The 25,172-nt window shown below is 66.3% G+C and carries 17 protein-coding genes and 1 pseudogene; 6 read left to right on the forward strand and 12 right to left on the reverse strand.

Annotated features, from left to right (window positions below):
* Window positions 1-99: 99 nt before the first annotated feature.
* From ACFQE0_RS15945 to ACFQE0_RS15970, 6 genes are all read right to left on the reverse strand, one after another.
* Window positions 100-516, reverse strand: coding sequence for a DUF1236 domain-containing protein (locus tag ACFQE0_RS15945; RefSeq protein ID WP_378971332.1), 417 nt, complete (start codon window positions 514-516; stop codon window positions 100-102).
* A gap of 43 nt (window positions 517-559) precedes the next feature.
* Window positions 560-799: a hypothetical protein gene (locus tag ACFQE0_RS15950; RefSeq protein ID WP_378971334.1), complete on the reverse strand. Its 240-nt coding sequence runs from the start codon at window positions 797-799 to the stop codon at window positions 560-562.
* Window positions 800-1,475: 676 nt separating this feature from the next.
* Window positions 1,476-1,916 carry a DUF421 domain-containing protein gene (locus ACFQE0_RS15955; RefSeq protein WP_378971336.1) on the reverse strand — a complete coding sequence of 147 codons (441 nt, stop codon included), beginning with the start codon at window positions 1,914-1,916 and terminating at the stop codon, window positions 1,476-1,478.
* Between the two features lie 2 nt (window positions 1,917-1,918).
* Window positions 1,919-2,440, reverse strand: a complete 522-nt coding sequence (locus ACFQE0_RS15960) for a hypothetical protein (protein ID WP_378971338.1) — start codon at window positions 2,438-2,440, stop codon at window positions 1,919-1,921.
* 196 nt (window positions 2,441-2,636) lie between these two features.
* Window positions 2,637-3,005, reverse strand: coding sequence for a hypothetical protein (locus tag ACFQE0_RS15965; RefSeq protein ID WP_378971340.1), 369 nt, complete (start codon window positions 3,003-3,005; stop codon window positions 2,637-2,639).
* Between the two features lie 395 nt (window positions 3,006-3,400).
* Window positions 3,401-7,429 (reverse strand): PAS domain S-box protein, encoded by a 4,029-nt coding sequence (locus ACFQE0_RS15970; protein WP_378971343.1) that lies wholly within the window; start codon window positions 7,427-7,429, stop codon window positions 3,401-3,403.
* A 454-nt stretch (window positions 7,430-7,883) separates the two neighbouring features.
* On the opposite strand from ACFQE0_RS15970, the gene ACFQE0_RS15975 reads away from it, so the two are divergent.
* Together ACFQE0_RS15975 and ACFQE0_RS15980 are read left to right on the forward strand one after the other, a co-directional pair.
* Complete coding sequence (locus ACFQE0_RS15975) at window positions 7,884-8,888, forward strand: HWE histidine kinase domain-containing protein (RefSeq protein WP_378971346.1); 1,005 nt, start codon at window positions 7,884-7,886, stop codon at window positions 8,886-8,888.
* A 427-nt stretch (window positions 8,889-9,315) separates the two neighbouring features.
* A pseudogene (locus ACFQE0_RS15980) lies at window positions 9,316-11,717 on the forward strand (hybrid sensor histidine kinase/response regulator).
* A gap of 264 nt (window positions 11,718-11,981) precedes the next feature.
* On the opposite strand, the gene ACFQE0_RS15985 reads toward ACFQE0_RS15980, so the two are convergent.
* The 6 genes from ACFQE0_RS15985 to ACFQE0_RS16010 form a co-directional block, all read right to left on the reverse strand.
* Window positions 11,982-12,368, reverse strand: coding sequence for a response regulator (locus ACFQE0_RS15985; RefSeq protein ID WP_378971348.1), 387 nt, complete (start codon window positions 12,366-12,368; stop codon window positions 11,982-11,984).
* Between the two features lie 44 nt (window positions 12,369-12,412).
* Window positions 12,413-12,979 carry a sensor histidine kinase gene (locus ACFQE0_RS15990; RefSeq protein ID WP_378971351.1) on the reverse strand — a complete coding sequence of 189 codons (567 nt, stop codon included), beginning with the start codon at window positions 12,977-12,979 and terminating at the stop codon, window positions 12,413-12,415.
* Window positions 12,976-15,162 carry a PAS domain S-box protein gene (locus ACFQE0_RS15995; protein WP_378971354.1) on the reverse strand — a complete coding sequence of 729 codons (2,187 nt, stop codon included), beginning with the start codon at window positions 15,160-15,162 and terminating at the stop codon, window positions 12,976-12,978. The genes ACFQE0_RS15990 and ACFQE0_RS15995 overlap by 4 nt, the downstream gene beginning before the upstream one ends.
* A complete protein-coding gene (locus ACFQE0_RS16000; protein ID WP_378971356.1) occupies window positions 15,147-15,983 on the reverse strand; it encodes a GAF domain-containing protein in 837 nt (278 codons plus the stop codon). Before ACFQE0_RS16000 ends, ACFQE0_RS15995 begins: the two co-directional genes overlap by 16 nt.
* Window positions 15,980-16,783: a Crp/Fnr family transcriptional regulator gene (locus ACFQE0_RS16005; protein WP_378975504.1), complete on the reverse strand. Its 804-nt coding sequence runs from the start codon at window positions 16,781-16,783 to the stop codon at window positions 15,980-15,982. The genes ACFQE0_RS16000 and ACFQE0_RS16005 overlap by 4 nt, the downstream gene beginning before the upstream one ends.
* Window positions 16,784-17,099: 316 nt before the next feature.
* Window positions 17,100-18,107, reverse strand: coding sequence for a CorA family divalent cation transporter (locus tag ACFQE0_RS16010; protein ID WP_378971359.1), 1,008 nt, complete (start codon window positions 18,105-18,107; stop codon window positions 17,100-17,102).
* Window positions 18,108-18,443: 336 nt separating this feature from the next.
* On the opposite strand from ACFQE0_RS16010, the gene ACFQE0_RS16015 reads away from it, so the two are divergent.
* The 4 genes from ACFQE0_RS16015 (at window position 18,444) to ACFQE0_RS16030 (ending at window position 24,584) form a co-directional block, all read left to right on the forward strand.
* Complete coding sequence (locus ACFQE0_RS16015) at window positions 18,444-19,229, forward strand: cobalamin-binding protein (protein ID WP_378975506.1); 786 nt, start codon at window positions 18,444-18,446, stop codon at window positions 19,227-19,229.
* A 507-nt stretch (window positions 19,230-19,736) separates the two neighbouring features.
* Window positions 19,737-19,907 carry a hypothetical protein gene (locus ACFQE0_RS16020; RefSeq protein ID WP_378971361.1) on the forward strand — a complete coding sequence of 57 codons (171 nt, stop codon included), beginning with the start codon at window positions 19,737-19,739 and terminating at the stop codon, window positions 19,905-19,907.
* 56 nt (window positions 19,908-19,963) lie between these two features.
* The gene (locus ACFQE0_RS16025; RefSeq protein ID WP_378971363.1) at window positions 19,964-22,927 is read left to right on the forward strand and encodes a glycosyltransferase family 2 protein; all 2,964 of its coding nucleotides are present in this window, start codon (window positions 19,964-19,966) and stop codon (window positions 22,925-22,927) included.
* 898 nt (window positions 22,928-23,825) lie between these two features.
* Window positions 23,826-24,584: a CatB-related O-acetyltransferase gene (locus tag ACFQE0_RS16030; RefSeq protein ID WP_378971366.1), complete on the forward strand. Its 759-nt coding sequence runs from the start codon at window positions 23,826-23,828 to the stop codon at window positions 24,582-24,584.
* Window positions 24,585-25,172 lie beyond the last annotated feature (588 nt).

A 25,172-nucleotide genomic window follows, 5' to 3' on the forward strand; every position in this document is an offset into this window, starting at 1 on the left:
CGTACGTGACCAACGTCGCTGACCGGCGAAAGAAACCCCGCCCGGCTTCCGGCCGGACGGGGTCAGGTCTCATGTCGGCGGTTCAGGCCGACGGTCCGATCAGTCGATGACTTCGACGATCCGGTGGCCACGGTCGACGAGCACCGGCCGATCGTTGACGACCGTGTACCGGTAACCCGGCTTCACGCGGTACTGGTCCGGCACGTCGTAGTAGGTCACGCCCGAGGACGGCAGCGTGGAGCCTACGGCGACGCGCCCGTCGTAATCGTACGAACGGACGTTGCGCTCGCGAACGTAGGAGCGGAAGCGCGGACGGTCGTCCACGCCCAGGATGCCGCCGACGGTGCCGGTGGCCGCACCGACCGCGCCGCCGACGATGCCGCCGACCGGACCGGCCGCGTCCGCGCCGACCGCGGCGCCCTCGGCCGCGCCCCGGACGGTGCCCTGGGCCTGGGCAGCCACGGGCAAGGCGAGCATGCCGGCCGCAGCCAGCGCGAGAAGGATCTTGTTGGTCATGGTCGTCTCTCCGCAATCGTCAGGACGGAAGCGAGGCGGCGCCTCAGTTGCAGCCTTCCTTGTGGACGGTCTTCGAGTTGCCCATGCCGTCCTCCTTGTGGACGGTCTTCGAGCCGCAATCGACGCTGCCGGTGGTGACCTCGCGCTTCTCGACGACAGTGTCGCGATGATCGACGACCGCGGGTCCGTCGCGACGGACGACGGTGGTCTCTTCGGCCATGGCGGGGGCGGCGAGGCCTGCGAACGCGGCAGCGACGAAGCCGAGGATGACGGTCTGGCGCATGTCTTTCTCCCTGCTTCTACCGGTATGAGGTAGGATGACCGCAGCAACGGCGTACTGGTACTAACGGTTCCGTCCGATTTGCAGGTAGTATTCCCGGCTCGTAGACCTTCGCCTGCACCGATGGTGCACGATTGGATTGTTGACGATACATGCACTGGATGGTTTGCGGCAAAGCTCGTGCGCCATTCCGGCATCGTCGCGCCACGGCGACCGCGTCGATACACGGTTTCCTGCACCTCGGTCTTACGGAGCGTTCTCACTGGCAAGGAAGCGACATCGCGTCCCCGGTATGCCTCAATCGCCACGATGTTCGGTGCATCGAGGGATGCGCCTCGGTCATCGGCACGTATTCAACGTCGGAACGCACCGTCCGCATCGACGTTTCTGCTTCCCGGTCAGTGGAGGAGTGACGGATGCGTATCGTCATCTCGATAAGGTCGGCCCTTCGAAGACTGCCCAGCCTCGAAGTCAATTCTGCCAGCGACCAACCAACGACAAGGTTCGTCTGCCCGGATGCTGCGCTTCTCATCGCAGCACATCCATCGGGTCAAAGCTACACGTGGGGTGGCTGTCGCTCCCCCTCCAATGGGTTCGCCCCCGCCATCGGATACGATGCCTACCCCGGTGGATACGGCTACTGAGGCTCGCTGCCTCAACCGCGTACGGTGCGCCGGGATCATTCCTTCTCGATGACGGAAACCTTGCCGTCGCGCTCGACGATGGCGACGGCGACCTTCTCCAGATCGTCTAGGCCCTGCTGGCGTGCCGCCGTCCGTACGTCTGCCTGCTGCATGCGAAGATGGCGCATGCGCCCCTCGTCCCAATCCCCGTCGCGGTAGACCACGATGGGAGTGCCGTCGACGATCCGCTCGAACCAGACGAAGCGCAGCTTCAACCACGACACCGAGACGTGCATCAGTCCCACGGTGAACAGGGCGCTCATCGCCCCGGTGAAGGAGTGGTCGTCACCCAGGATGGCGCTGACGCTCAGGCCGCCGAACAGGAACAGCACCACCATGTCGATGGGGGCCTGTTGGCTGGCGGTCCGTCGTCCGATCAGCCGGATGACGAACAGGACAATGAGGTAGGCCGCCGCGGCCTTGAGGACGGTGTTCATGGTCAGGGCACCGCGTACTGAGACCAGGACAGCGTCTCGCCCGCATCGAGGCGTGCGGTGAGGTCCACCCCGCCGCGGAAGGCCGGTGACCCGGTGAAGCGGATCAGCGCATGGCTTTCGCCGGCCTGAACGGGGAAGACGAGGCGGATGTTGCCGCCCGCGACCTCCCAGGTCGCGGGATGGGGCGTGATGCTCTCCAGGCCGAACTGGTCGACGAGGTCCTTGGCGATGGTCACCGCGACCTTGTCGCCGCCGGGTGGTACCTTGGTGTCGAACTTGATGATGGTGGGCGCGCCGAACCGCACCACCGGCTCGTACTTGATTCTGATCGAGCCGTCCGAGTTCGCGAGTTCGCGCTCACTGAATGGACCATGCCCCAGCAACCCCAGGGCGCAGACCAGCACGAAGGCGAGCATCGTGAGACGCCCCGCGAGTTCCGCCTTGCGCCATCGGTCCTCGAAGGCCGGGTAGAACCCATTGGCGATCTCCACCGGCATCGGCGGATCGTCGTGAATGACTTCCAAGGCGGACTCACTTTCTTGTCGCCTTTCAGGCCCCCGCCTCGGCGAGATGCAGCATCGGGATGCCAAGGTCGGCCGGCTCGTTCGGTTCCGCCGAGCTGCAATCCACCATCGCTTTCCCGGCTACTCCCCGGCACCCGGCTTACCCCGCGCCAGTCGTGGGGCCCCGACCGGCGGCGCGGCCCCACGAGGCATAACCTCAGTGTCCGTCCGACTGCTTCAGGGTCGACAGCTTGTCCAGCATCTGCAGGGTGATGTCGGCGCAGGCCTTCATCGGCTCGTCGTCGGCGCATTTCACGTCGATGCGTGCGCCGCCACGCTCGAAGATGAAGTGGGCACCTTTGGATGAGGGCGGAGGCGGCGGAGGTGCATCGGGACCGCGACGGGGGCCGCCGGGGGGCGGGGGACCTCCCGCCTCCGGACCGGGACGCCGACCGCCGGGCGGAGGCGGCGGGGACGGCGCGGCCTCGGGCCCACCGCGCGGACCATCGGGCGGGGCCGGCTGCGCTACGGCGGCGGTGGCGAACAGCAGCGCGGTGGCCCCCAGCAGGGCGGCTTTCTTCGTCATGACCGTTTCCTATGGATGGGCGCAACGCGGCGCCGGGGTGTCGAACGTGCGAGGGGGCCCCGGGATCTTAAAGGGCACCCGGTTCGCGGATCACGTTGTCGAAACCGACATGGAGCCGATGGTCGCTGCCGTCCTGCCGGCGGGCCGCGACGTGGCGCGATCGAGCGGTCCCGGGGGTGGGCCACCGGCGGGGTGGGGCTCCTTCGTCGAGTTCTCGTTCGTCTTGCTTGACACGATCTGCCGTCCTGGCTGCCCGATGCCTCCCGGGTGTGGCAGCGTTCTAGAACCGGCCGCGCAACCAGCCCTGAACCGCGCCGTTCAGCCCCGGTTAGGCGAACCTCTAGCCCCTTGGACTGGCCACGTCCGTCTGGGACCGGTCGACGAACGTGAGATCCTCAGGCCTCGGCGATGAGTTCCTTGATGCGGGAGGCGAGCCCCTCCATCACGAACGGCTTAGTCAGCACCTGCATGCCGGGCTCCAGATGGCCGTTGCCGACCGCCGCATTCTCGGCATAGCCGGTGATGAAGAGTACCTTGAGGCCGGGCCGCCTCACTCGCCCGGCATCCGCCATCTGACGACCGTTCATGCCGCCCGGCAGCCCGACATCCGTGACCAGAAGGTCGATGCGGACGTCCGACTGGAGTACCCTGAGGCCGGCGACGCTGTCGGCGGCCTCGATGGCGGTGTAGCCCAGATCCTCGAGCACCTCGGTGACCAGCATCCGCACCGTCGGCTCATCGTCGACGATCAGCACCGTCTCGCCCTGCTCGGCGCGCGGCGCGTCGGCGAGGTCGGGCATCGCCTCGTCGCCCTTCGCCTCGCCGTAGTACCGGGGCAGGTAGATGCACATCGTGGTGCCCTGGCCGACCTCGGAGTAGATGCGGACCTGCCCGCCCGACTGCCGGGCGAAGCCGTAGATCATCGACAGGCCAAGCCCCGTCCCCTGGCCCAGCGGCTTCGTGGTGAAGAACGGGTCGAACGCCTTGGCGACGACGTCGGGGGTCATGCCCGTGCCGGTATCGGTCACGCAAAGTGACAGGTACTGGCCAGGCGGCAGGTCCCGCTCCCTGGCGGCCCGGTCGTCCAGCCACTTGTTGGCGGTCTCGATGGTGATCCGCCCGCCCTCCGGCATCGCGTCGCGGGCGTTGATGCACAGGTTGAGCAGCGCGTTCTCAAGCTGGGGCGGATCGACCAGCGCCGGCCAGAGGCCGGCCGCACCGACTACCTCGATATGCACGGCCGGACCCACGGTGCGCCGGATCAGGTCCTCCATTCCGTGGATGAGGGCGTTCACGGCCGTCGGCTTCGGGTCCAACGTCTGCCGACGCGAGAAGGCGAGCAGGCGATGGGTCAGTGCCGCGGCCCGCTTCGACGCGCCCTGGGCCGCCGTCATGTACCGGTCGAGGTCGGTGAGCCTGCCCTGGCTCATACGGGTCTGCATCAACTCCAGCGAGCCCGAGATCCCGGCGAGCAGATTGTTGAAGTCGTGCGCGAGTCCCCCGGTCAACTGACCGACCGCCTCCATCTTCTGCGATTGCCGCAGCGCCTCCTCGGTCGCGGCGAGCGTGGCGGCGGCTTCCTTCTCGGCCTGCACGTCTCGCCCCACCGCGTGGATGAACGCATCGTCCGGCACCGCCGTCCAGGACAGCCAACGGTAGCTGCCGTCCCTGTGCCGGTAGCGGTTCTCGAAGCGCGGGATGATCGCGCCCGCGGAGAGGTCCCCCGCCGCCGCCGTCGTGGACGGCACGTCGTCCGGGTGCACCAGATCCATGAAGGAGAGCCCGATGAGCTCGGCCTCATCCCAGCCGAACAGCGCCGTCCAGGCTGGGTTGACCGCGATGATGGTCCCATCGAAGCGCGCGACCAGCATCACGTCGGTCGACAGGCGCCACATCCGGTCACGGTCGCGCGTGCGCTCCTCGACCTGCTGTTCCAGGTTGCCGGCCAGCCGCGCCAGCTCGGCGGCTACGCGCTTCTGGTCGTCGATGTCTGTGTTGGTGCCGACCCAGCGCGTGATGCGCCCGGCGGGGTCGCGCACCGGCTCGCCCCTCACCAGGAACCAGCGATGGACGCCGTCGGCACGGCGCAGCCGGTACTCGGTCTCGTAGATGGTGTCCGTTGCACGGGCATGGTTCCAGGCGGCGGCGACGGGTGGGACATCATCTGAGTGGACGATGCGGGCCCAGGCATCGGGGCCGAGCAGGCTGCCCGTGGGCTCACCGCAATAGGCGTAGAATTGGTCGTTGAACCAGTACAGCGAGCCGTCGGGATACGCAGCCCAGACCTGGTTCGGGATGGCCTGCGCGAAGACCCGGAACTGCTCCTCGCTCTCGCGTCGGCTCGCCTCGGCGCGGAACCGCTCGATGGCGGATCGGGTGCGCTCGGCCACGTCGCGGACGAAGGCGAGCTTGTCCGTTCGCCAATCCCGAACCTGACGGGCGTGCAGGAAGAACACCGCCACGAGTTGCCCGCGCTCCATAATCGGCACGTTGATCAGGGCGCGCACGCCGATGGCCAGGAGGGGTTCCGGATCGGCCGCCGTGCGCGAGTCCGCCATCACGTCCTGGATCACAACCTCGCGCCCCTCCGCGAGGCCTGTCCGAACCTCGCCGTAATCGTCGAAACGATGTCGGCCAGCCACGCTTGCGACGCCCGGAGCCGTCCAGTCCCGCTCGATGTCGACGGTGCCGAGCGCCGCGTCCACGGTGCCGTAGCCGGCCCGGTCGAGGCCGAGGGTCCGGGCCATGACCTCGGCGGCGGCATAGGCCATTCCGGCGGTGTCGGCGCAGTCCCGAAGCCGGTCGCCGAGCTCGATCAACGCCATCCGGAACGCGTCCAGGCGCCGCCGCTCGGTCAAGTCGCGGGTGACGGTGCCGTAGCCGGTGACCGCCCCCTCCACATCGCGGACCGGGAAGATCGTGTAGTGGACGGGGACGGAAGCCCCGGTCGCGAAGTCGCGGAACGCGAGGTCGCCCTCCCAGAAGCCGGCGTCGCGAACCGACGGCAGCACCTCCCCCAGCACCGCTTCCCTATGCTCCGGCGCGAAATATTCGACGAGATCGTGGCCGCGTGCGTCCTCCAGGCTCCCGAGCCCCACGAGCTTGCGGCCCGCCTCGTTCAGATACTCGGCCCGGCCGTCGAGGCCGGCGATACCAATGAAGTCGCTCGACTGTTCGACCAAGGCCGCGAGGCGGCGTGCCTGGGTCTCGGCAGCCCTGGCCTCCGTGACGTCCCGGACCGTGCCCACGAAGCGGACGGGCGCACCGTCGCGGAAGACGGTGTTGCCCTTGGCCGCGAGTATCCGTTGAATCCCGTCGCGCAGGCCGGTGACGCGGTACTCGATGTCGAAGCCTTCGGGGGAGCCTATGGCCGCCCGGACGGTCCGGTCCGCCCTCTCGCGGTCGCCCGGGTGGACGCCGGGCAGGAAGGCGCCCTCGTACGAGACCGGATCGTCCTCATTCAGCCCGAACAGGGCGCGGGTGCGCGTGTCCCAGGTCAGCGCGCCGGTGATGAGGTCGTAGTCGTAGATCCCCGTGCCGGAACCCTCCAGGGCCAGCCTGAGGCGGTCCTCGGCCTCTTGCAGCTCGGCCCGGGCACGCTCACGCTCGGCGATGTCGGTGACGAGGACGAAGATGCCGTCCACTGTCCCGTCGACGGCGCGGCGCGGGATGTAGCGGATCTCCGACTCCCTCGCGGTATCGCCATGGTATGGCATCGTCGCATCGAAGGTGATCTCTTCGCCCGCGAGCGACCGCGCCATGAAGGGGAGCCGGGCCAGGTAGACCTCCTCCCCGACGACATCCCGCACCTTGCGATCGAGGATTTCGGCGGCGGGCCGGCCGAACCACGTCTCATACCTTCGGTTCACGAAGCGGTAGACGTGATCCCTGTCGATGAAGGAAATCAGCACCGGCAGGGCGTCGGTCACGAACTGCAACTCGTCCCGGGCGCGGCGCGTCTCGCCCTCACGTGCGGTGGCCTCGGTGCGGTCCCGCATGATCTTGAGGAATCCCAGGTCGGCGCCGTCGCGACCGCGCAGCGGCATCAGCTCGCCGCTGGCCCGGCAGCGCGACCCGTCCTTGCGCATGTGCCAGCGCTCGTCGGACGCCCGCCCGGTCTCGGCGGCGTGCCGCATCTCCCGCGCAAGGCGCCCGGTTGCCCTGTCCTCCGGAGTGAAGATGGCGTCGGCGGAGCACCCGAGCATGTCCCCGGCCGTCCATCCAAGGATGCGCTCCGCGCCTGGATTCCAGGCCGTGACACGACCCTCGCCGTCGATGGTGATGATGGCGAAGTCGACCGCGCTGTCGAAGACCGCCTCGCAATGCCCCGCCCCCGGCGAGCGGGCCGCGCCGCGGAGACGTGTCACCTCCGCCTCCAACTCGCGCTCGCGCCGCCGGAGCCGCTCGACTTCGCTTTCGCTCACGGACGTCCTCCGCCATCGGTCGAGGGCTGCGACGGATGGGGGGACTGGGGGACCATGGGCGGCAACGTGATCAAATGAGGCGACCGGCTGGGGCGGAACTTGGGACGTCACCAGCACAACCACTAATAGAATGAGCGGTTCAGGCGACGGCGGGGACGTAGGCCGAGCCTGTCCCGTCATGCAATGACCTGCAGTGGTAGGTGACGCGGTTGCCGCACCGGCCGGGCTTACCCGGCATAAGTGAGGCGCCCATCTTCGCGGTCCTCCTGGAGACCTGTCGGAAGGGGACCGCTCCTGAGGATTCGAGGGCGACCGCCTGCGGCACAGAGGGCGGCTTGCCCGGTCGCCCGAAACCGGGGGGGGCACGCGTGGTTGTCACCTAGGTCGGCAACCTGCGCACGCCGCTGACACGGAAGCACGGCAGGCCGGCGGAGAACGGTTCGAGAGAGTTCCGGTGTCGCGTCCAGACGAGTGCGTACCAGGCGGGGCCGACCCTAGGCTGCTCCAAGCCGCCGTCGAGGCGACCGGCGAGGCCATTCTCATCACCACCGCCGACCTCGATGAGCCCGGTCCCACAATCGTCTACGCCAACCCGGCCTTCACCCGCCTCACCGGCTACGCGGCTGAGGACGCCATCGGTCGAAGCCCCCGATTTCTTCAGGGGCCGGGCACGGAGCGCGCGGCGCTCGACCGGACCCGCGCCTCCCTCGCGGCCGGCGAGGCGTTCCAGGGCGAGGCGCTCAACTATCGCGCGGACGGATCAACCTACCGTGTCGAGTGGCTGATCACACCGGTGCGCTCAGGCGATGGCCAGATCACGCATTGGGTCTCGGCGCAGCGCGACGTGACGCAGCGCCGGTCATTCGAGGACCGGCAGGCCCTCATGGTGCGCGAGCTGCACCACCGGGTGAAGAACACCCTGGCGACCGTGCAGGCCGTCCTCAACGCGACGGTGCGGTCGTCGGTGACGATGCCCGAGTTCACCCGTGCCTTCTCGGGGCGGATCATGTCGCTCGCCCGGACGCACGCGTTGATCACCGAGGATCAGGCGCAGGTGGCGTCGTTCGAGGGGCTGTTGCGGGCCGAACTCGACCCCTATCGCGAGGGCGGTCGCGTCTCGCTTGAGGGTCCGAACCTGCGGCTGCCCTCGGATCTGGCAGTGCCCGTCAGCATGGCCCTCCACGAATTGACCACCAACGCGCTACGGCACGGCGCGCTGGGCCACCCAGGCGGCCGGGTCGTGGTGACCTGGAGCGTCGAGGAAGGGCCGGACGGCCCTTCCCTGGCCTGGGTCTGGAACGAGCACGACGGCCCTCCGCCGACGCTTCCGACCCGCGAAGGGTTCGGCATGCGGCTGCTGAACAAAATTCTGGCGGCGCAGACGGCCGCCGAGGTCGACATCGCCTCCGATCAGGACGGCCTGCGGATCAACGTCCGCATCCCGCTCAAGCAGACCTGAGCCGAAGTGCAGCGAGACGTCTTCGCGCCGATGCCGCGAACGCCGTATCGCCACGCCGCGACAGGCCCGGCGATACGGCGGGCCGCTCAGGATGCGTTGATCGGCCCAGGGGGTTGCGGCGCCGGTGGCTCGCCCGGCGGATCGCCCTCCGGCGGGGCCGGGTCCGGCGGTGGGTCGCCGATGGGCGGAAGCGGGTCGTCCCCTGGCCTTGGCGTATCGGATTGCATGAGTTCCCCCGATTTCCCGCTCCCGGGGCTGGGAGCGAACCACAACGCGCGACGTTCCCGAATGTCCCGAACGATGGCGAGCCAGCCGGAACGGGGCGAAGCCGGACACGTGCATCGATGAGAGCCGCGTCGCCCACCGCCCGCCCAGAACCCTTGTTCCGGGCAAGGGCCGACGCTCATCACGCCCGCGAGAGGGGTTCATGGACGCGGAGAACGAGAGGCTGCGGCGGCGCGAGCGCGAGCTCGAGGAGCGCGTGGCGAAGCTGGAGGCCCGACTGGGCGACGGCCTGCGCCGGCCGGCCCAGGGGCAACGGACCTCGGCGGCCTCGGCCGACCTGTTGTTCACGGCGGCGGAGAAGACCCGCATGCCGCAGATCATCACCGACCCCAACCTGCCCGACAATCCCATCGTCTTCGCGAACCGGGCCTTCCAGAACCTGTGCGGCTACGATGCCGATGAGGTGATCGGACAAAACTGCCGCTTCCTCCAGGGACCCGGCACCGACCCCGACGACGTCGCCAAGGTCCGGGACGCCATCGCGGCCCGGCGAGACGTCGTCGTCGAGATCTTGAACTACCACCGCGACGGTACGCCCTTTCGCAACGAGCTCTACGTCAGCCCGGTCTTCGATCCGGCGGGGGAGCTCCGGTACTACTTCGCGAGCCAGCTCGACATCACCCGCTTCCGTACGACCGAAGGCGTCCTCGCCGAGAGCGAGGCGCGATACCGGGCCCTGTTCGATGCGGTCGACAGCGGTTTCTGCGTGGTCGAGATGCGTTTCGACGCAAACAACCGCGCGGTCGACTACCGCATCATCGAGGCGAATCCCGCCTTCGCGACACAGACGGGCCTGAGCGACGCCGTCGGACGCTGGATAAGCGAGCTCGTGCCTGGTCTCGAACAGTCCTGGTTCGACGCCTATGGCGAGGTCGCGCGGACCGGCCGGCCGGTCCGGTTCGAAAGCGGCGCGGTCGCGATGGGCCGCTGGTTCGACGTGCACGCCCTGCGTGTCGGCCAGCCCGAGCAGCATCGGGTCGCGATCCTGTTCAACGACATCACCGACCGCCGCCGGTTGGAGAACCATCTGGAGGCCACCGCCCGGGAACGGGCCGACGAGCGCGACATGGTCTGGCGGGCCAGCCGCGACCTCTTCGTGGTCTGCGGGCTCGACGGGCTCTACCGCAAGGCGAATGACGCCTGGACCGAGACGCTCGGATGGGACGTGGCAGACCTCGTGGGCAACCGCTTCGACGCCCTGGTCCATCCCGACGACCGCGCGATCGCCGCCCGGGCCTTCGAGCGTGTGGTAGAGGGCGCAGCCCTCGACGACATCGACGTCCGCTTCCGGACCCGGGGGGCGACTACCGCTGGATCTCCTGGAACGCCATCCCGCGAGGCGACCACTTCTACGCCGCTGGCCGCGACATCACCGAGCGCCGGGCACTGGAGGAACAACTTCGCCAGTCGCAGAAATTGGAGGCGGTCGGCCAATTGACCGGGGGCGTGGCCCACGATTTCAACAACCTCCTGACGGTCATCAAGTCGTCCACGGATCTGTTGAAGCGGCCCAACTTGGCCGAGGAGCGCCGCGTCCGATACGTCGGCGCCATCTCCGAGACCGTCGACCGGGCGGCCAAGCTCACCGCACAACTCCTCGCTTTCGCCCGCCGGCAGGCGCTCCGTCCGGAAACCTTCGCGGTCAACCGCGCCGTGGCAGCGGTCTCGGACATGGTCGGCACCCTTACTGGCGCGCGCATCCATGTCGAACTCGACCTGCCCGACGCGGAGACGCAGGACCTTCACGTGAACGCCGATCCGAGCCAGTTCGACACCGCGCTGGTGAATTTGGTCGTGAACGCGCGGGACGCGATGGACGGCGAGGGCCGCCTGCGCATCGGCCTCAGGCGCGTCGGCCGCATTCCCGCCGTCCGAGCGCATCCGCCCCAGCGCGGGGACTACATCGCCGTCTCCATCACCGACACGGGATCGGGAATCGCCCCGGAGAATCTCGAGCGCATCTTCGAGCCGTTCTTCACGACGAAGGTCGTCGGCCAGGGCACCGGGCTCGGCCTGTCCCAGGTCTTCGGGTTCGCCAAGCAGTCCGGCGGCGAGATCCTCGTCGAGAGCGCGCTCGGCAAGGGCACAACCTTCACCCTCTTCCTGCCGCGCGTCGCCTCGGCCGCCCCTGTCGAGACGACCGTAGAACCTGAAGCGCTGGCGGAGGGTCACGGCACCTGCGTTTTGGTCGTCGAGGACAATCTCGACGTCGGCGCCTTCGCCCAGCAGGCCCTCAGCGAACTGGGGTTCTCGACGGTCTGGGCGACCGACGCGGAGAAGGCGCTGGCCGAGATAGAGCGCGTCCCGTTCCGGTTCGAGGTGGTGTTCTCCGACGTGATGATGCCGGGGATGAACGGGGTCGAGCTCGCCGGCGAGATCCGCAAGCGCCGACCGGACATCCCGGTGGTGCTGACCTCCGGGTACAGCGACGTGCTGGCGGCGGAAGGCACGCACGGGTTCGATCTGCTGCGAAAACCCTACTCAGTCGCCGATCTGTCCCGCATCCTCCGCCGGGCCATCCAGGACGCGCGGGCTCGCCGCTGAGCGGCCACTCCTCATGGGCCCGTCGATGATGGCCTTGATGCCGCTTATGAAAGGGCGATACGTCCCCCCATCAACGGGGGGACCCGACCGGCGGGGCCGAAGCAACTTCGCCGGGCCTACTGGGCAGCGCCCCAGCGTCCGGGCCAACCGGACCAGACCGCAGGATCACCTGAGCATCCGCGACCCGGACCTACCGCCCATCGATCGGCCCTATCCCTCGACGAGGCCAAGTCTTCGGTGTGATCGGGGCCGGGGATCCCAATCTCATGATCCTGCCGAATTCGCCGCGGCGACGGCTTGGCCTATCGCCTCGCGGATGCGGCTCTCTAGGAACGGCCGTCCGACAAAGGGGACGTGGTCGGGCAATTCCCCCGGACGCGGCGTCACCTGCGCCGATACGACGACGACCGCCATGTCCGGTCGGCGACGGATAACCTCCTGAACGAGCATCAGGCCGTCCATTGCACCCGGCATGCGCACGTCGGTGACTGTCAGCGAGACCGCGCCCTCCAGCCGTTCGAGCGCCTGTGCGGCGTTGCCGGCTTCGAGCACGGCGTAGCCTTCCGCTTCGAGGAGTTCGCGGACCTCCAGCCGGAAGAGCATCTCGTCCTCGACCACCAGGGCCGTCTTCGCGTGCGGGGCATTATTCATCGCAAACGGCAACGGGCCGCCCGACCCTTCGTTGCACCTCACGGTCAAGCGACCGACTGGAAGTCGGCCAGCGCCGCCTCGACGACGCAGACGACCCCCTCCGGGCGGTAGTCGAGCGACAGGTTGGCGTTGACCTGCGCCGTAAGCCCACGCTCGATCAGCCGCGACCCAAACCCCTTTCGCGATGGTGGCATGACGGGCGGGCCGCCGCGCTCGGTCCACGCAATGCGCAGGCGCGGCGCGTCCTCCGTCCCGACCAGCGAGGCGGTCACCGTTACCGCGCCGTCGGGCACCGACAGCGACCCGTACTTGACCGCGTTGGTCGTCAGCTCGTGCAGGGTCAGGGCGAGGGACAGCGCGGCCTTGCCGCCGATCTCGACGTCCGGTCCCTCGAACGCGACGCGCCGACCGGCCGATTCCTGGACGCCGACACCTTCGCGGACCACCGCCAGCAGAGAGGCGCTTTCGGCCGCTCCCCCGAGGAGGACGTCGTGCGCCTTGCCGAGCGCCACCAGCCGGCTGCCCAGCACCTCCCGCGCCGCGTCGATGTCGGTGGCGCCGCGCAGGGTCGAGGCGGCAATGGCCTGTACCATCGCCAACAGGTTCTTCATGCGGTGCGAGAGCCCTGATTGAGGAGCTCCTGTCGTTCCTCGGCCCGGCGACGGGTATCAATATCCGCGACTGCCACGACCGCGCCGACCGTCGTCCCGGCCTCGTCGCGCATCGGCACGCCGACGATCTCGATCCAGAGTCGCGTGCCGTCACGGCGTTGGTACTCGCACCGCATCTCGGCGTGGTCCAGACCTTCCCGGATGATGCGGCTGAGGGGGTACTCGGCGGCCTCGACCGGCCGCCCGTCTTCATGGAAGGCGACCCATTCGCCGTAGCTGTCAGTGTCGGGCGAAGGCAGGACGGGATGGCGGAAGATCTCTTCCAAGCGCCGGTTGCCGCCGATGATGCGGCCGGACGGTGCCTCGGCGAACAGGATGCCGACCGGCACGGTATCGAGGACCGCCCGAAGCGACGCCTCGCTCGCCTGCAGCGCCTGGCTCGCCCGCTTCTGCTCCGTCAGATCGCGCGTGACGGTACCGTAGCCGAGCCTCCGGCCGTCGGCGTCGCGCACGGGGAAGAGGTTGTAGAGAACGGGGACCGCCGCCCCGGTGACCACGTGGCGGAAGTTCAGTTCGCCTTCCCAGAACCCGTCCCGCTCGACCGCCGGCAGCACCTCGTCGAGGACGCAGGCACGCTCCTCCGGCACGAAGTAGTCTACGATGGGCATGGCCCGGGCGGCGGCGAGGCTGGGAAGTCCGATCAGGCGCCGGCCGGCCTCGTTGACGAAGTCGACGCTCCCGTCGGGAGCCGCCAAGCCGATGAAGTCCTGGCTCTGCTCGACCAGGGCCGCGAGACGGCGTGCCTCGGCATCGGCCCGGCGCTGCTCCCCGACGTCGACCAGCACGGTGACCGCGGCCTGGATCGAGCCGTCGTCGTCGCGCACGGGACCGCTCGACACCTCCAAGAGGCGGATTTCGCCCGTCCCGGGGTCGCGGTAGCGCATTTCCTCGCCGCGCACCGTCTCGCCCTTCCGCAGGGCGCGCAGGGTCGGGTATTCCTCCGGTGCGTACCGGCGGCCGTCCGGGTGCAGCGCGCCGTAGGAGACGTAGCGGGCGTCGCCCTCCGTCTCGACCGCATGGCCGACGAGTTCCTCGGCCTTGGCGTTCAGCGAAGACGGCGTGTTGGCCCCGGCGATGGAGATGCCCACAGGGGCCTGACGGAAGATCGCCTCCAGCAAGCCGCGCTCAAGCCCGAGGCGGCGCTCGCTCGTGCGCAGGGCGTCCTCCGACCGCTTGCGTTCGCTCAGGTCGAGCATCGCGCCGATCATGCGCCTTGCGCGTCCTTCGGCGTCGCGGATGACGTAGCCGCGGTCGAGGACGTGTGCGTAGGAGCCGTCCGCGCGCAGGAAGCGATACTCCTCGGACCAGCTCGTACCTGCACCGTCGATGACCGCGTGGATGGAGGAATCGATGCGGCCACGGTCCTCGGGATGGATATGCGCGATCCACCACTCGCCGGTCGGCTCGACCGCGCCGGAGGCGTGGCCGTAGGCTTCGTTGAGGGCTTCGTTCCACAGCACGTGGTTCGACGCCACGTCCCAATCCCAGATCGCGTCGTTGGTCGCGCGCGCGACAAGCCGGTACCGCTCCCGGCTCTCCTCCAGCCGCGCGACGGCTTCCTTCTGTTCGGTCCGGTCGCGCAGGATCTTCACGAAGCCGATCGCGGTGCCGGCCTCGTCGCGCAGCGCCATCATCTCGCCGTTGGCCCAGAAGCGCTCGCCGTCGCGGCGCAGGTGCCAGCGCTCGTCGATGCCGCGTCCGTTCTCCAGGGCGGACTGCATCTCCTTATCCGCGATACCGTCGCGCCGGTCCTCCGGCGTGAAGAAGACGTCGGCGGGCTCGCCGCACATCTCCTCCCGGCGCCAGCCCAGAATGCGCGTCGCGCCGGAGTTCCAGTCGGTGACGCGCCCTTCGAGGTCGAGGACGATGATGGCGTAGTCGTGGGCGCTGTCGAACACCGCCCGCCTCCGGTACTCGGTTCGCGAGGCCTCGGTCCGGGCGGACGCCTCGCCCGCCTCGGCCAAGCCGGTGGCGACCGTCCCAGCGAAGACCGTGGCGGCCCTGAGGTCTTCAACCGAGAAGGCGGCCGGTCGGCTGGACTGCAGCATCAGGACGCCGACCACGGAGCCGCCTCGCCGCACCGGCACCAAGAGACAGGACCGCAGGTTCAGGCTCTCAAACACATCCCGCTTCGCCCGTGGGTCTTTGAGGACGTCCGGAACGAGAAGCGGGACGTCCCCCTGAGGCAGGCGCCGGCGAGGCTTCCATCAACCGGAAGGCGCAGGCCCAGATGCGGTGCGAGTTCGGCGGTGACGGCGCGATAGACCAAGTCGGCGCCGTCCAGCATCTCGACGGCGCCGGCGTCGGCCGCTGGCACGGCGCGCATGGCTCCGGCCAGCACGGTCCTGAAACTCGCGTCGAGATCGCCGCCGGTCGACGCGACCGCGGCGAGGGTCTCGGCGACGGCGGCGCGCTGGCGCTCGCTTCGGTCCCGCTCCGCCAGGGCACGGCGGAGCACCAACTGGTCCATCACTTGGCGTGCGAGAAGTTCGAGATCCTCGACCTGGTTCGGCGTCAGGCCCCCCGGGCGGGGCGCGTGGTCGATCACGCACAAGCTTCCGAGCACCTGTCCCTCGGGTGTGCGCAGTGGCGCGCCGGCGTAGAACCGCAGGTGAGGCTCGCCCGTCACCAGCGGGTTGGCGCGGGTGCGCGCGTCGAGCGTCAGGTCCGGGATCTGAAGAACGCCCGGTTCCGTTAGGACGAACTTGCACACCGAGCGGTCGAGATCGGTCTCGCACGCCGGGAAACCGGTGCGGGCCTTGAACCACTGGCGGTCGCGATCGACCAGGCTAACCAGGGCGACGGGCGCGGCGCAGAGACGACGGGCGAGGTTGACGATGTCGTCGAAGCCGCGCTCGGGCGGCGTGTCGAGGACGTCGAAGGCAGCGAGCGCGGCCAAGCGCGCGTCCTCCTCGGCGCGGGCGGGACGCATGACGTGGCTCACGGCGTTGCGTCCTGCACGAGCGGCGAAGGGGGCCTCAGCTTTTCCGGTTCGCCGACATCGACGGCGACGATGCGTCCGCCGGGGGCGTACACGGCGCCCATCACCTCCTCGAAGTGACGTCGCACCGCTGCGTGACACTCACACGAGCCGGCCTCGGCCCGCTCCCGGTCCGGGAGGGTGATGCGCCCATGGCCGATGGTGATCAGGCCCTCGCGCTGCATGCGCCCGAGCACCTCGGTCAGGTACGCCCGTCTCACGCCGAGCATGACCGCCAGGAGTTCGTGCGTGACCGGCAGTTCGGGCGTGCCGATCCGGTCCTGCAGGGTCAGGAGCCAGCGCAGGCAGCGCCGCTCGATGGTGTGGGCGGCGTTGCAAGCGACCGACTGCAGCACCTGCGCGAGCAGGCAGTCGGCGTAGCGTACGAACAGATCGCGGATGCTCTTTGAGGCGTGCTTGGCCTCGGACAGGCGGGCGGCGTCGATCCGGATGACCGGGCCGCCGACCTGGACGACGGCCTGCCCGAACGCCGGCAGGTAACCGTGGCTGACGACGCCGCCCATGGCGCCCTCGCGACCGACCGTAGCGGTTTCAACCGACTTCCCGTCCATGAGCGGAACGACCAGGGTGACGACGCAGCGGTGCGCGGGGAAAGTGACGTGGCTGACGTCGTCGCCGGCGCGGAACAGCACCTCGCCGCGTTGGACCTCCCGGCGCTCGGCATAGGGCGCGAGGCGGGCCCGGTCGTTGGTATCGAGGGCTTCGAGCAGCAGGTTGCCGTCGATGGCGGTCGTAGAGCGGATGGTCACGGGGAATGGTCGCGGCGATGGCAATCGGATTGTCCAGTAGCGGACTTCCCGTCACAAAGATGTCCGATACCTGACAACCAAGGTTGCAGCTGGCGGCCGGACGCGTTTTTTCCGTGTGAGCCGGCTGCGCGGGCGACGCCTGCGCCCGAGACGGTTCGTTCAATCCGTATCCGTTACCGGACGATAGCGTCCCGGAGTCGTAAGGAACCGGCGCCAAGAACGCGGTGGCCGGCATGGCCGTGCTGACCAAGCCCTTCGCGGTCAAAACCCTCGGCGTGCGCATCCGTCGGATGATCTCGCAAGGCTGGCGTCAGCCGCGGGGCGGCCGGATACCGAGGGCCCGGATGATGCCGTAGGTCGCGATCGCCGAGATGAATGACAGGCTGCCCACGTATAGGAATCCGTGCGCGTCGTCAGTGAAGGGCAGCCCCTTCACGTTCATGCCGAACAGGCCGGTAAGGAAGGTCGGAGGCAGGAAAAGGGCCGAGAGGACCGAGAGCACGTAGAGCTGACGGTTGCTCTCCTCGGCCACGCGGGCGCCAACTTCCTCCTGCAGCAGCCGCGCGCGCTCGGCGAGCGCGGTCACGTCCCGGTCCAGGGCATCCAGCCGCTGTGCGAGCCGCGCCGCCACCGCGACCGCAGGCCCGTGCAGATTCCGGACGGCGTCGTCCTCTTCCAGCCGGTGGAACACCGCGGCGAGCCCGAGCAGTTGCCGGTGCAGGCGCACGGCGCTCCGGCGGATCGGCCCCAGGCGCCGGCGGTCGTCGCGCACACGCCCATCGAGCACACGGTCCTCGATCCCGTCGACCTCGTCCGACAGCCGCCGGCCCGTGGTCGCCATCGAGGCCACCACGTAACCAACCATGGTCTCCAGCAGCAGCACCGGCGAAGAGATCGGACGGCCCTTCTCGGCGTCGGCGCGGGTGGCGTCGGGGCTTTCCGCCAGGCCGCGGCGCCCGCTGACCAGCGACCGCGGTCCCATGATGAAGTGCAGGTGTCCCGCCGCATCGGGCTTGGCCCCGGGCCGGGCGAGATCGGCGACCACGCCGCCGACATACCCCTCCGCGACCGTGACGCGCTGATGTTCGTCCGGCCGAAAGACGGCTTCGGCCAGGGGCAGCGGGCCGACGTGCCCCGCCTCGATGAGAGGGCCCGGGTCGGCGCTCGCGAGGTCGAAGTGCAGCCAGATGAAGCCGCCGCCGAACGCGTCGAGGTCGGGCAGCACCTCGTCTGGCTCCATGAGGCGCCCGCAGCCTTCCCCGTCGAAGGACATCGCCCAGAGCAGACCGGGCAGCGAGGTGGCCCGCGTCACGGTCATCTTGAGACGACCTGCAGCGAGCCTCTCAGTTCGTGAAGGCCCTCATGAAGAGAGTCCCAGCGACTGGAACGGTAATGAAAGGCATCGTGGGCGTTCGACATCATCGAGCCGATAACGGCCGTAAGCCGCGGCTCGTTGCCGTCGCCTGGGCCGCCTCGATGGCCAACTGGCGCTCCGATGCCGTGGCGGGTGACGCGCCCTGGCGGTTCAAGTTCTTCCGGTTCCCCAAATTCCCATTTCCGGTATACGGGAAGGGAACTCAGGCGGCATCTGCAGGTGCCTGCCATGACGTATGGTCCAGCGGACACCACGCGGTCGCCTGCGTTATGGGTAGGCATGCGTCGCTTCCCGCCCGAACGGATCGTTTGTCTCACCGAGGAGACCGTCGAGACCCTGTACCTGCTGGGCGAGCAGGACCGGATCGTCGGCGTGTCCGGCTACGCCGTCCGCCCACCCCAGGTGCGTCGCGAAAAGCCCCGGGTGTCGGCCTTCACAAGCGCCGACATCCCCAAGATCCTGGCACTCGCGCCTGATCTGGTCCTAGCCTTCTCGGACATGCAGGCCGCCATCGTGGCCGACCTCGCCCGGGCCGGTGTCGCGGTCCATCTGTTCAACCAGCGGGACGTGGCCGGCATCCTTGCGATGATCCGGACGGTGGGTGCCCTTGTGGGCGCGGGAGACCGCTCGGAGATGCTGGTTCGCAGCTACGAGGAGCGGCTGGCGACGGTCGCAGCACAAGCGCGCGGACGCCCACGACCCCGAGTGTATTTCGAGGAATGGGACGAGCCTCTGATATCCGGCATCGGGTGGGTGTCGGAGCTCATACGCATCGCGGGTGGTGACGACATCTTCCCTGAACTGGCCGGGCAACCTGCCGCCAAGGACCGCATCGTCGCGCCGGAGGCGGTAGTGGCCGCCGCGCCGGATGTTATTCTCGCATGCTGGTGCGGGAAGAAGGTGGTGCCGTCCCGCATCGCGTCGCGGCCCGGCTGGTCGTCGATGCCGGCGGTCGCGGAGGGGAAAATCTTCGAGATCAAGTCGACCCTGATCCTGCAACCCGGCCCGGCGGCCCTGACCGATGGATTAGACGCAATTATTCGACGACTAAGCGTGTCAGCCTGAAGACCGTATGGAATGACTACCCAAACGAAAATTGCATCGCATTGCGATCGCGAGTGCCGATGACCTGGTGCTCTGGGATTTGAGACTGACCCCGCGCATGTCGTCCCTGTCGATGACTGACCGACGCCTCGTGATCCCAATGGTCTCGCTGAATGACAATTCCACGGATGTTTCCCGTGCCCTAGCGGAAAAAAGTATGTTCCGATCAAGACATCGGTGGTTTGGCAAGACCGTTGAGACCGGTCGGCTCTAACCATTGAGCTTCAAGCCCAAGCGATTCTTACAGAACAGCAATTTGAAATCGGCGTTGCACCTATCCTCGTCTCGACGACAAAAACCACGGATTCCGTAGCGGTCGGGGGAGGGCAGGGCACGGGTCCAGCTCTACCTTTGAGCCATGAACGAAGCCGCGAGCACCATAGCTTTCGCCGCCCAAGATGGCGCCGAAGCCCTTATTGCGTTTGGCCGGCCGATCACGCCAGAGGGGTCCGAAACGGTAGGCCTGTGGTGGACGAATTTACCGCAACCAACGACGAGTTGCTGGCGCTGGCGGTGCGTCATGGCGTGAAGCCATTGACGAGACCGGATGATGCGTTGACTGTGCGGCCGCAGTATCTACTCGTCGGCCGTTGGCGATTTCTCTTCTCACTGCAAGAAGCCACGCATCGCGCTGCTTGAGGAGAAATTCAGTCATACTTAAATAAATCTAATGCGATTGCGGGATATTTTGGTCGATGGCTGATCCAAAAATACTGTTCTACGAAGATCCTTTAACCGACAACGCGTCATTCTTCCGGAGGTCGGCCCATCTCGGCTGCGACGCGCCTTGGCTTCGTGTACTTATGCGGGATGGCCATGACGTGCGGATGCTCGTTCACGAGCGTTTCCTGCCCGTCACGCGGAAGGTCGGCATACCCCGTCACGCCGTGATCACGGTCAGCGAAGATGAACTCGTCAACCGGCTCTGGAACCCCCATGCCGATGTGAACACCCTGCTGCATCGCCATTTCGATCCGCTTTCTGCGGAAGCCGTCGAGGAACTGGCCGACAGCCTGGATCGGCCCGCCGCCCTCGCCACGCGAGCGCTGTTGGCAGACGCGGTGAAAAAGGCGCTTGAAGATTTCAAACCGGACATCATCGTTACATGGTGTCCGGCGCCACATCTGCGCGTGGTGTTTCCTGACGCGCTCATCCTCCATAAAGAAACGTCGATCTTCTCGCGAACACCCTTTCCGCTGACCTACACACTCGATCCACGAGGTTTTCACTTCTGGTCGGTCCCCGCTCAGCCGACCGAGCCGGCTTCGACGAGCGATCAGGCGACAATTGCAGCCACCCTCGAGTTACGCTCGGCCCTGGCACTCGCTCACGATCTTCAAGACAAGCCGTTCTTGGAAATTGATGATCAGATTAGAAACTATCAGAGCTCGCTCCTGGTCATCGGCCATGAGAACGGTTCATTCTTCTTCGACGCAAGCTGTTCTTACCGCTCGCAAGTTCATCAATTGCTCGACGTTCTCGAAAACGCTCCGCAGCATTGGGCGGTCATAGCCAGCGAACACCCCGATTGCCGGCGGATGACGCAGGCCGAGAAGGAGTTCATCAAGGAACGCTACCCCAACTTCATTCCGATCCCCGAAGCGCTGTCGCCTCTTTGTTCGGGGCAGATGCTCGCCCGCCGCGTCGATCGGATTGCGGCCGTCAGTTCCAGCGTCGGCCTCCATGCCTTCTTCTGGGGCAAGCCCCTCCATGCGCTGGGGCACAGCCACTTGAATCGCTTCGCCGCCGGACAGGGGGTCGGCAGCTTGACCGAAGCCCCTCGCCAGAATGCGTTCACCGACGAGAACGCTGCCTGGTGGGCGTTCCACTACAGCTACCCGAACAGCCTGGCAGAAAAGCCCGGATGGCTCTCATCGCATCTGCGCACCAAGCTGGATCATTGGCAGGCGCAGGGAGTCGTTGGCTATTTCGCCAAGCCGATCGCGGATGTGGACGAGATGCAGTCCCGCCTCTTGGAACGTTCTGTCAAGACGCTCCGCACTCACCTCGGGCCACCGCTGGGCCTGTCAGCGGTGCCGGACCAGCTGGATTTCACCAATGCCGCATGGTTCGGCTCAGGCTGGGCCGGAGCGGAGACGAACGGTGACATCGTCTATCGTTGGACCACGTCGAGGGAAGCGGAATTGATCCTCCCGCTGCCAGTCGGCTGCGACGTCCTGGTCACGATCCAAGTGGGCACGCATGGCGGTTGTGCCGGGCAGGCGGCGGAGCTTCGCCTGGGGGACCTTATTCTCGCAGCTCAGCAGGTCGGTCTCGACGGCGCGGCACGGTTGACGGCGCATCTCTCCAAGACCCTGATCGTCGATCCCGCGACGAGGCTTGTCGTTCAGGCGCAGGAAGTCGCCCCGCCTTCGGAGGGAGCCGCCCCGCTCGCGCTCATCTCCACCTTCATCACGATCGAAGCCGCCCCGCCCTTGCCTTCGCGACCGGCGATCGCCACCCACGCACCACCACGGCACTCCGTGCTGATCCCGACCTTGAACGGGCGCGAGACGCTGGAAGTCGTCCTGCACGACCTCTTGTCCCGGATTCCGGACGGCGTCGAGGTCGTGGTCAGCGACAACCATTCTGAAGACGGCACCTGGGAGTTCATCAACGGCCTGCGCGACGAACGGCTCACCGTCCTGCAACCTCCGGAGCGTGTCGATTACGCGAGCAACGCGGATTGGGCGTATCTCCATGCTAGGGGCGAATGGCTGGGGCATCTCGGGGATGACGACCAGATCCTTAGCTCGCGCTTTGCGGTGGTAGATCACGTCGCATCTCATTCCGACGCCGAGATGATCTACGCAAACCGGATCCGGTATTATTGGCCGAACTTCATGGCCTCGGAGCTCGCCAATACCCTCGACGGCGCTACTTTCAGCGACACGGTCATCCTGATGGAGGGCGACGATGTTGCACGCCGCAGCATCAATTCCGGCAATGTTCGGCATACCGGCGCCGTAATCCTGCACCGCAACCTCATCCGGCGCGTTCGAGACGCCATGGGCGGCCGCTTCATGGCGCAGCGGCTTGCTGAGTATGTCAGTTACCGGGTTGCGGCGGGTTTGTCGGCCGGCGTCGCTTTCGTCAACCGGCCGATCGTTGTCATTGGCCGTCATGACAAGAGCATCGGCACCTCGATGCATCACGACACCGGCGCGGGCACGGCATATGGGACGGATCTCGAAGAAAACATCGGCTCTCATCACCCAGGAACAGGCTTCCACTTCCTGGGGCAGCAACCCTTCTCCTTCGAGGCTGCGCTCGCGGCGGCCTCGACTCTGACGCCCCGCATCGGGCCCTGTCCGATCGATTATGCCCTCTGGCGCGAGCGGGTCATCGCCGACCTCGGAAACCAAGTTGCGAAGGGCCGGATCTCCCCGGATGCTGCCGCTGGCATTCAAGCCGCGGGGGACGCCGCGTTGGCCGAAGCCATCCAGAGCCAGACTGCATCGCCTCACTTGATCGGCACACCCGTGCCGATCGAACCGAGTTGGGGGTGGCGCGAACGCATCAGCGGCCGACGGATCGGAGCCACCTCCATCACGGAGGTGGGCGACTGGTTCGAGAATGTATTTGCTGGGCGACAAGCGACAAGCTCGCTATCATATAAGCTCAGTAGAGATGCAATTGTTGACTGGGTTGATTCATAGTCATACCTCAAAATATACGTATTTCGATTACGACAAATTGCGAAAAGAATGATAAGCTCGAAATTTGAAGCGATTTCTAAACCGTAGGATCAAGATAGCGCAGCAATCGGTCCGATACTAAGGTGGTGTCGCGTGAGGTTAAATGAAGTCAATACTCCACGTGCGTACTGTCTTGCCGTCGTCCCCTCTGCCCTCACCAGCGGTGGGCCGGTACGCAACACGGCCTTAAGGCAAGAGAGGCAAGGCCGGCTAGCACCTCGTGCGAGGCCGTGTCGGTGAGAAATTCTAACATGGTACCGAAGAGACGCGCGAAGCGCTGCCTGTGAGGCAGGGCACAAAAGTTGCGGAAGGCCTTAGCTTGGTACGGCGGCAGGCGCCCGGTACAAGTACCCGTCGGAGCGCCTCGCGATGCCTGATTTCCCACGAAGACACACAGTAGGCGGAATTTCAGCTGCACATGATCTGACCGAGCTGATCCGCCAAGCGCCTACAGACGGGAAGACGATACGAAATTGACGCAACAAACAGCTGGGACGCATCGAGCCATCATATCACACAAGCCGCAATGGACTGGTCCCACCGACCAACTGCGCGGAAAGCAATTGCGTTGGAAGATTCAATACTTTTACGCGATTACCGGCTTCGAGTACCAGTCGAAGTTGGGATTAAACAGTGCGAAAAGATGATGGGCACGTTCTATGTTAACGAGTGCCTGAGCCACGCAACCGGAATGAGTTCGCCCACAAGCGCCATGCTGGCTCTTCCCACAGCCAACCGTCGCAATCCGATGCCGAGCACGTCCCTATGCTTGTGGCCTCACAAACTGCACCATACGACTGGTGCACCGTCATTTTAGGTGAAAATAGTCCGTAGCTTCAAATCAAACTGGATTGTGTCCGTGCTCGTAGCTGTCGATTTTACTTCGGAATTTGTAGCCCACCTTCAAGGGCTCGGAATAGGGATGGTGCCTAAGGGCATCTTTCCCGTCGATGACACGACCGAATTTGAGGCACCAATGAACCTGTTCGGCGTCAATACGTGGGGATCCCCAGCAAAAGTGGGAGCCTTTACGTACTTTGGTTCGAATGGTGACTTTTATAATGCACAAATCGGCCGCTACTGCTCTGTTGCAAATGGTATCTCTGTCGGATGCACACAGCATCCGATTGATAACCTAACATCATCCCCCATCACATATACTGAATTTGTCCATTTCGAACGGCACTTCCGGGACAGCATCTCTGGTTGGGAGAGGAAGCTGGATCGAATTGACTTTGAGATGCGGCCGGAAACCTCGGTCGGGAACGATGTCTGGATTGGACTGGGCGCGTATCTCAAAGATGGGATCAGCATAGGCAACGGAGCGATTATTGGTGCACACGCTGTCGTCACGAAGGACGTACCGCCGTTTGCTGTCGTAGCGGGCTCGCCCGCGCGGATCATCAAATATCGCTTCAGTGAAAAGATTATCGAAAGAATCGAGAAATTAGCTTGGTGGGATTACAATTTATACGAGGCCCACGCCGATGCAAGGCAGGTCAGCAGATCTTTAGATAAGCTTGAAGAGCAGATCTCTTCGGGACAATTACAGCCATATCCGAATAATTATGTGAATATTGTAGGTGAATACCGAAAGCATCTTGCGTCGGCATCCTGAGCATGAGCAGGTCTAAGGCGCCGTGGGCGACCCCGCGGCTCTCGCGTCGATCGGGCTGGGACCAGAAATGCCCGCCGCGGCGTCTGCCGGGCGGGCTATATCGTGAGGCGGAAGTTAACCTACCTGACGAGTTGGTCGGCTCGGGCCTCGGCTTCAGCAATGGCTTCCTCGATTGAACTGTAGGACGACGAGGACTCTTCGCGGAACAGCTTGCTCGTGCCATTCAACGTCCAAAGGTAGCGCTTACCATCCTTAGGATCGGGGCGAATGCCAATCCGGAACCCGTGTCGCACACCGTTCGCCATCCTCGCTCTCCCAATTGTTTCTTAGCCGATCCGGCAAATGCCATTTAGGCATTAAATGGTTCCCTTGGGGGCGCGGAAATTACGAGGGGGCGGACTTATTCAGTCGGATTTCTTGACGTAGGGACTGGCCGTTCGTCTGCCTCACTCCAGTTTTTCGACGGCCCGAACTTCTAGTCTCACAGCGGCCTGCCACGTCATCTACGATCGACCCAACGCACGCTGATTACCTCTCCAGGTACGAAAGGCGGGATCCGAGGCCTGCGAAAGAGGCGGTTGCGCCCCC

It is taken from the genome of Methylobacterium komagatae (assembly GCF_042661665.1).
GTDB lineage: Bacteria > Pseudomonadota > Alphaproteobacteria > Rhizobiales > Beijerinckiaceae > Methylobacterium > Methylobacterium komagatae.

Excerpts from the sequence above, each read along its gene's own strand:
- ACFQE0_RS15985 (WP_378971348.1), bottom strand. The coding sequence starts at position 12,368 with ATGAATAATGCCCCGCACGCGAAGACGGCCCTGGTGGTCGAGGACGAG.
- ACFQE0_RS15945 (WP_378971332.1), bottom strand. The coding sequence starts at position 516 with ATGACCAACAAGATCCTTCTCGCGCTGGCTGCGGCCGGCATGCTCGCC.
- ACFQE0_RS15955 (WP_378971336.1), bottom strand. The coding sequence starts at position 1,916 with ATGAACACCGTCCTCAAGGCCGCGGCGGCCTACCTCATTGTCCTGTTC.
- ACFQE0_RS16015 (WP_378975506.1), top strand. The coding sequence starts at position 18,444 with ATGCGTCGCTTCCCGCCCGAACGGATCGTTTGTCTCACCGAGGAGACC.
- ACFQE0_RS15990 (WP_378971351.1), bottom strand. The coding sequence starts at position 12,979 with ATGAAGAACCTGTTGGCGATGGTACAGGCCATTGCCGCCTCGACCCTG.
- ACFQE0_RS16025 (WP_378971363.1), top strand. The coding sequence starts at position 19,964 with ATGGCTGATCCAAAAATACTGTTCTACGAAGATCCTTTAACCGACAAC.
- ACFQE0_RS16010 (WP_378971359.1), bottom strand. The coding sequence starts at position 18,107 with ATGACCGTGACGCGGGCCACCTCGCTGCCCGGTCTGCTCTGGGCGATG.
- ACFQE0_RS15950 (WP_378971334.1), bottom strand. The coding sequence starts at position 799 with ATGCGCCAGACCGTCATCCTCGGCTTCGTCGCTGCCGCGTTCGCAGGC.
- ACFQE0_RS15965 (WP_378971340.1), bottom strand. The coding sequence starts at position 3,005 with ATGACGAAGAAAGCCGCCCTGCTGGGGGCCACCGCGCTGCTGTTCGCC.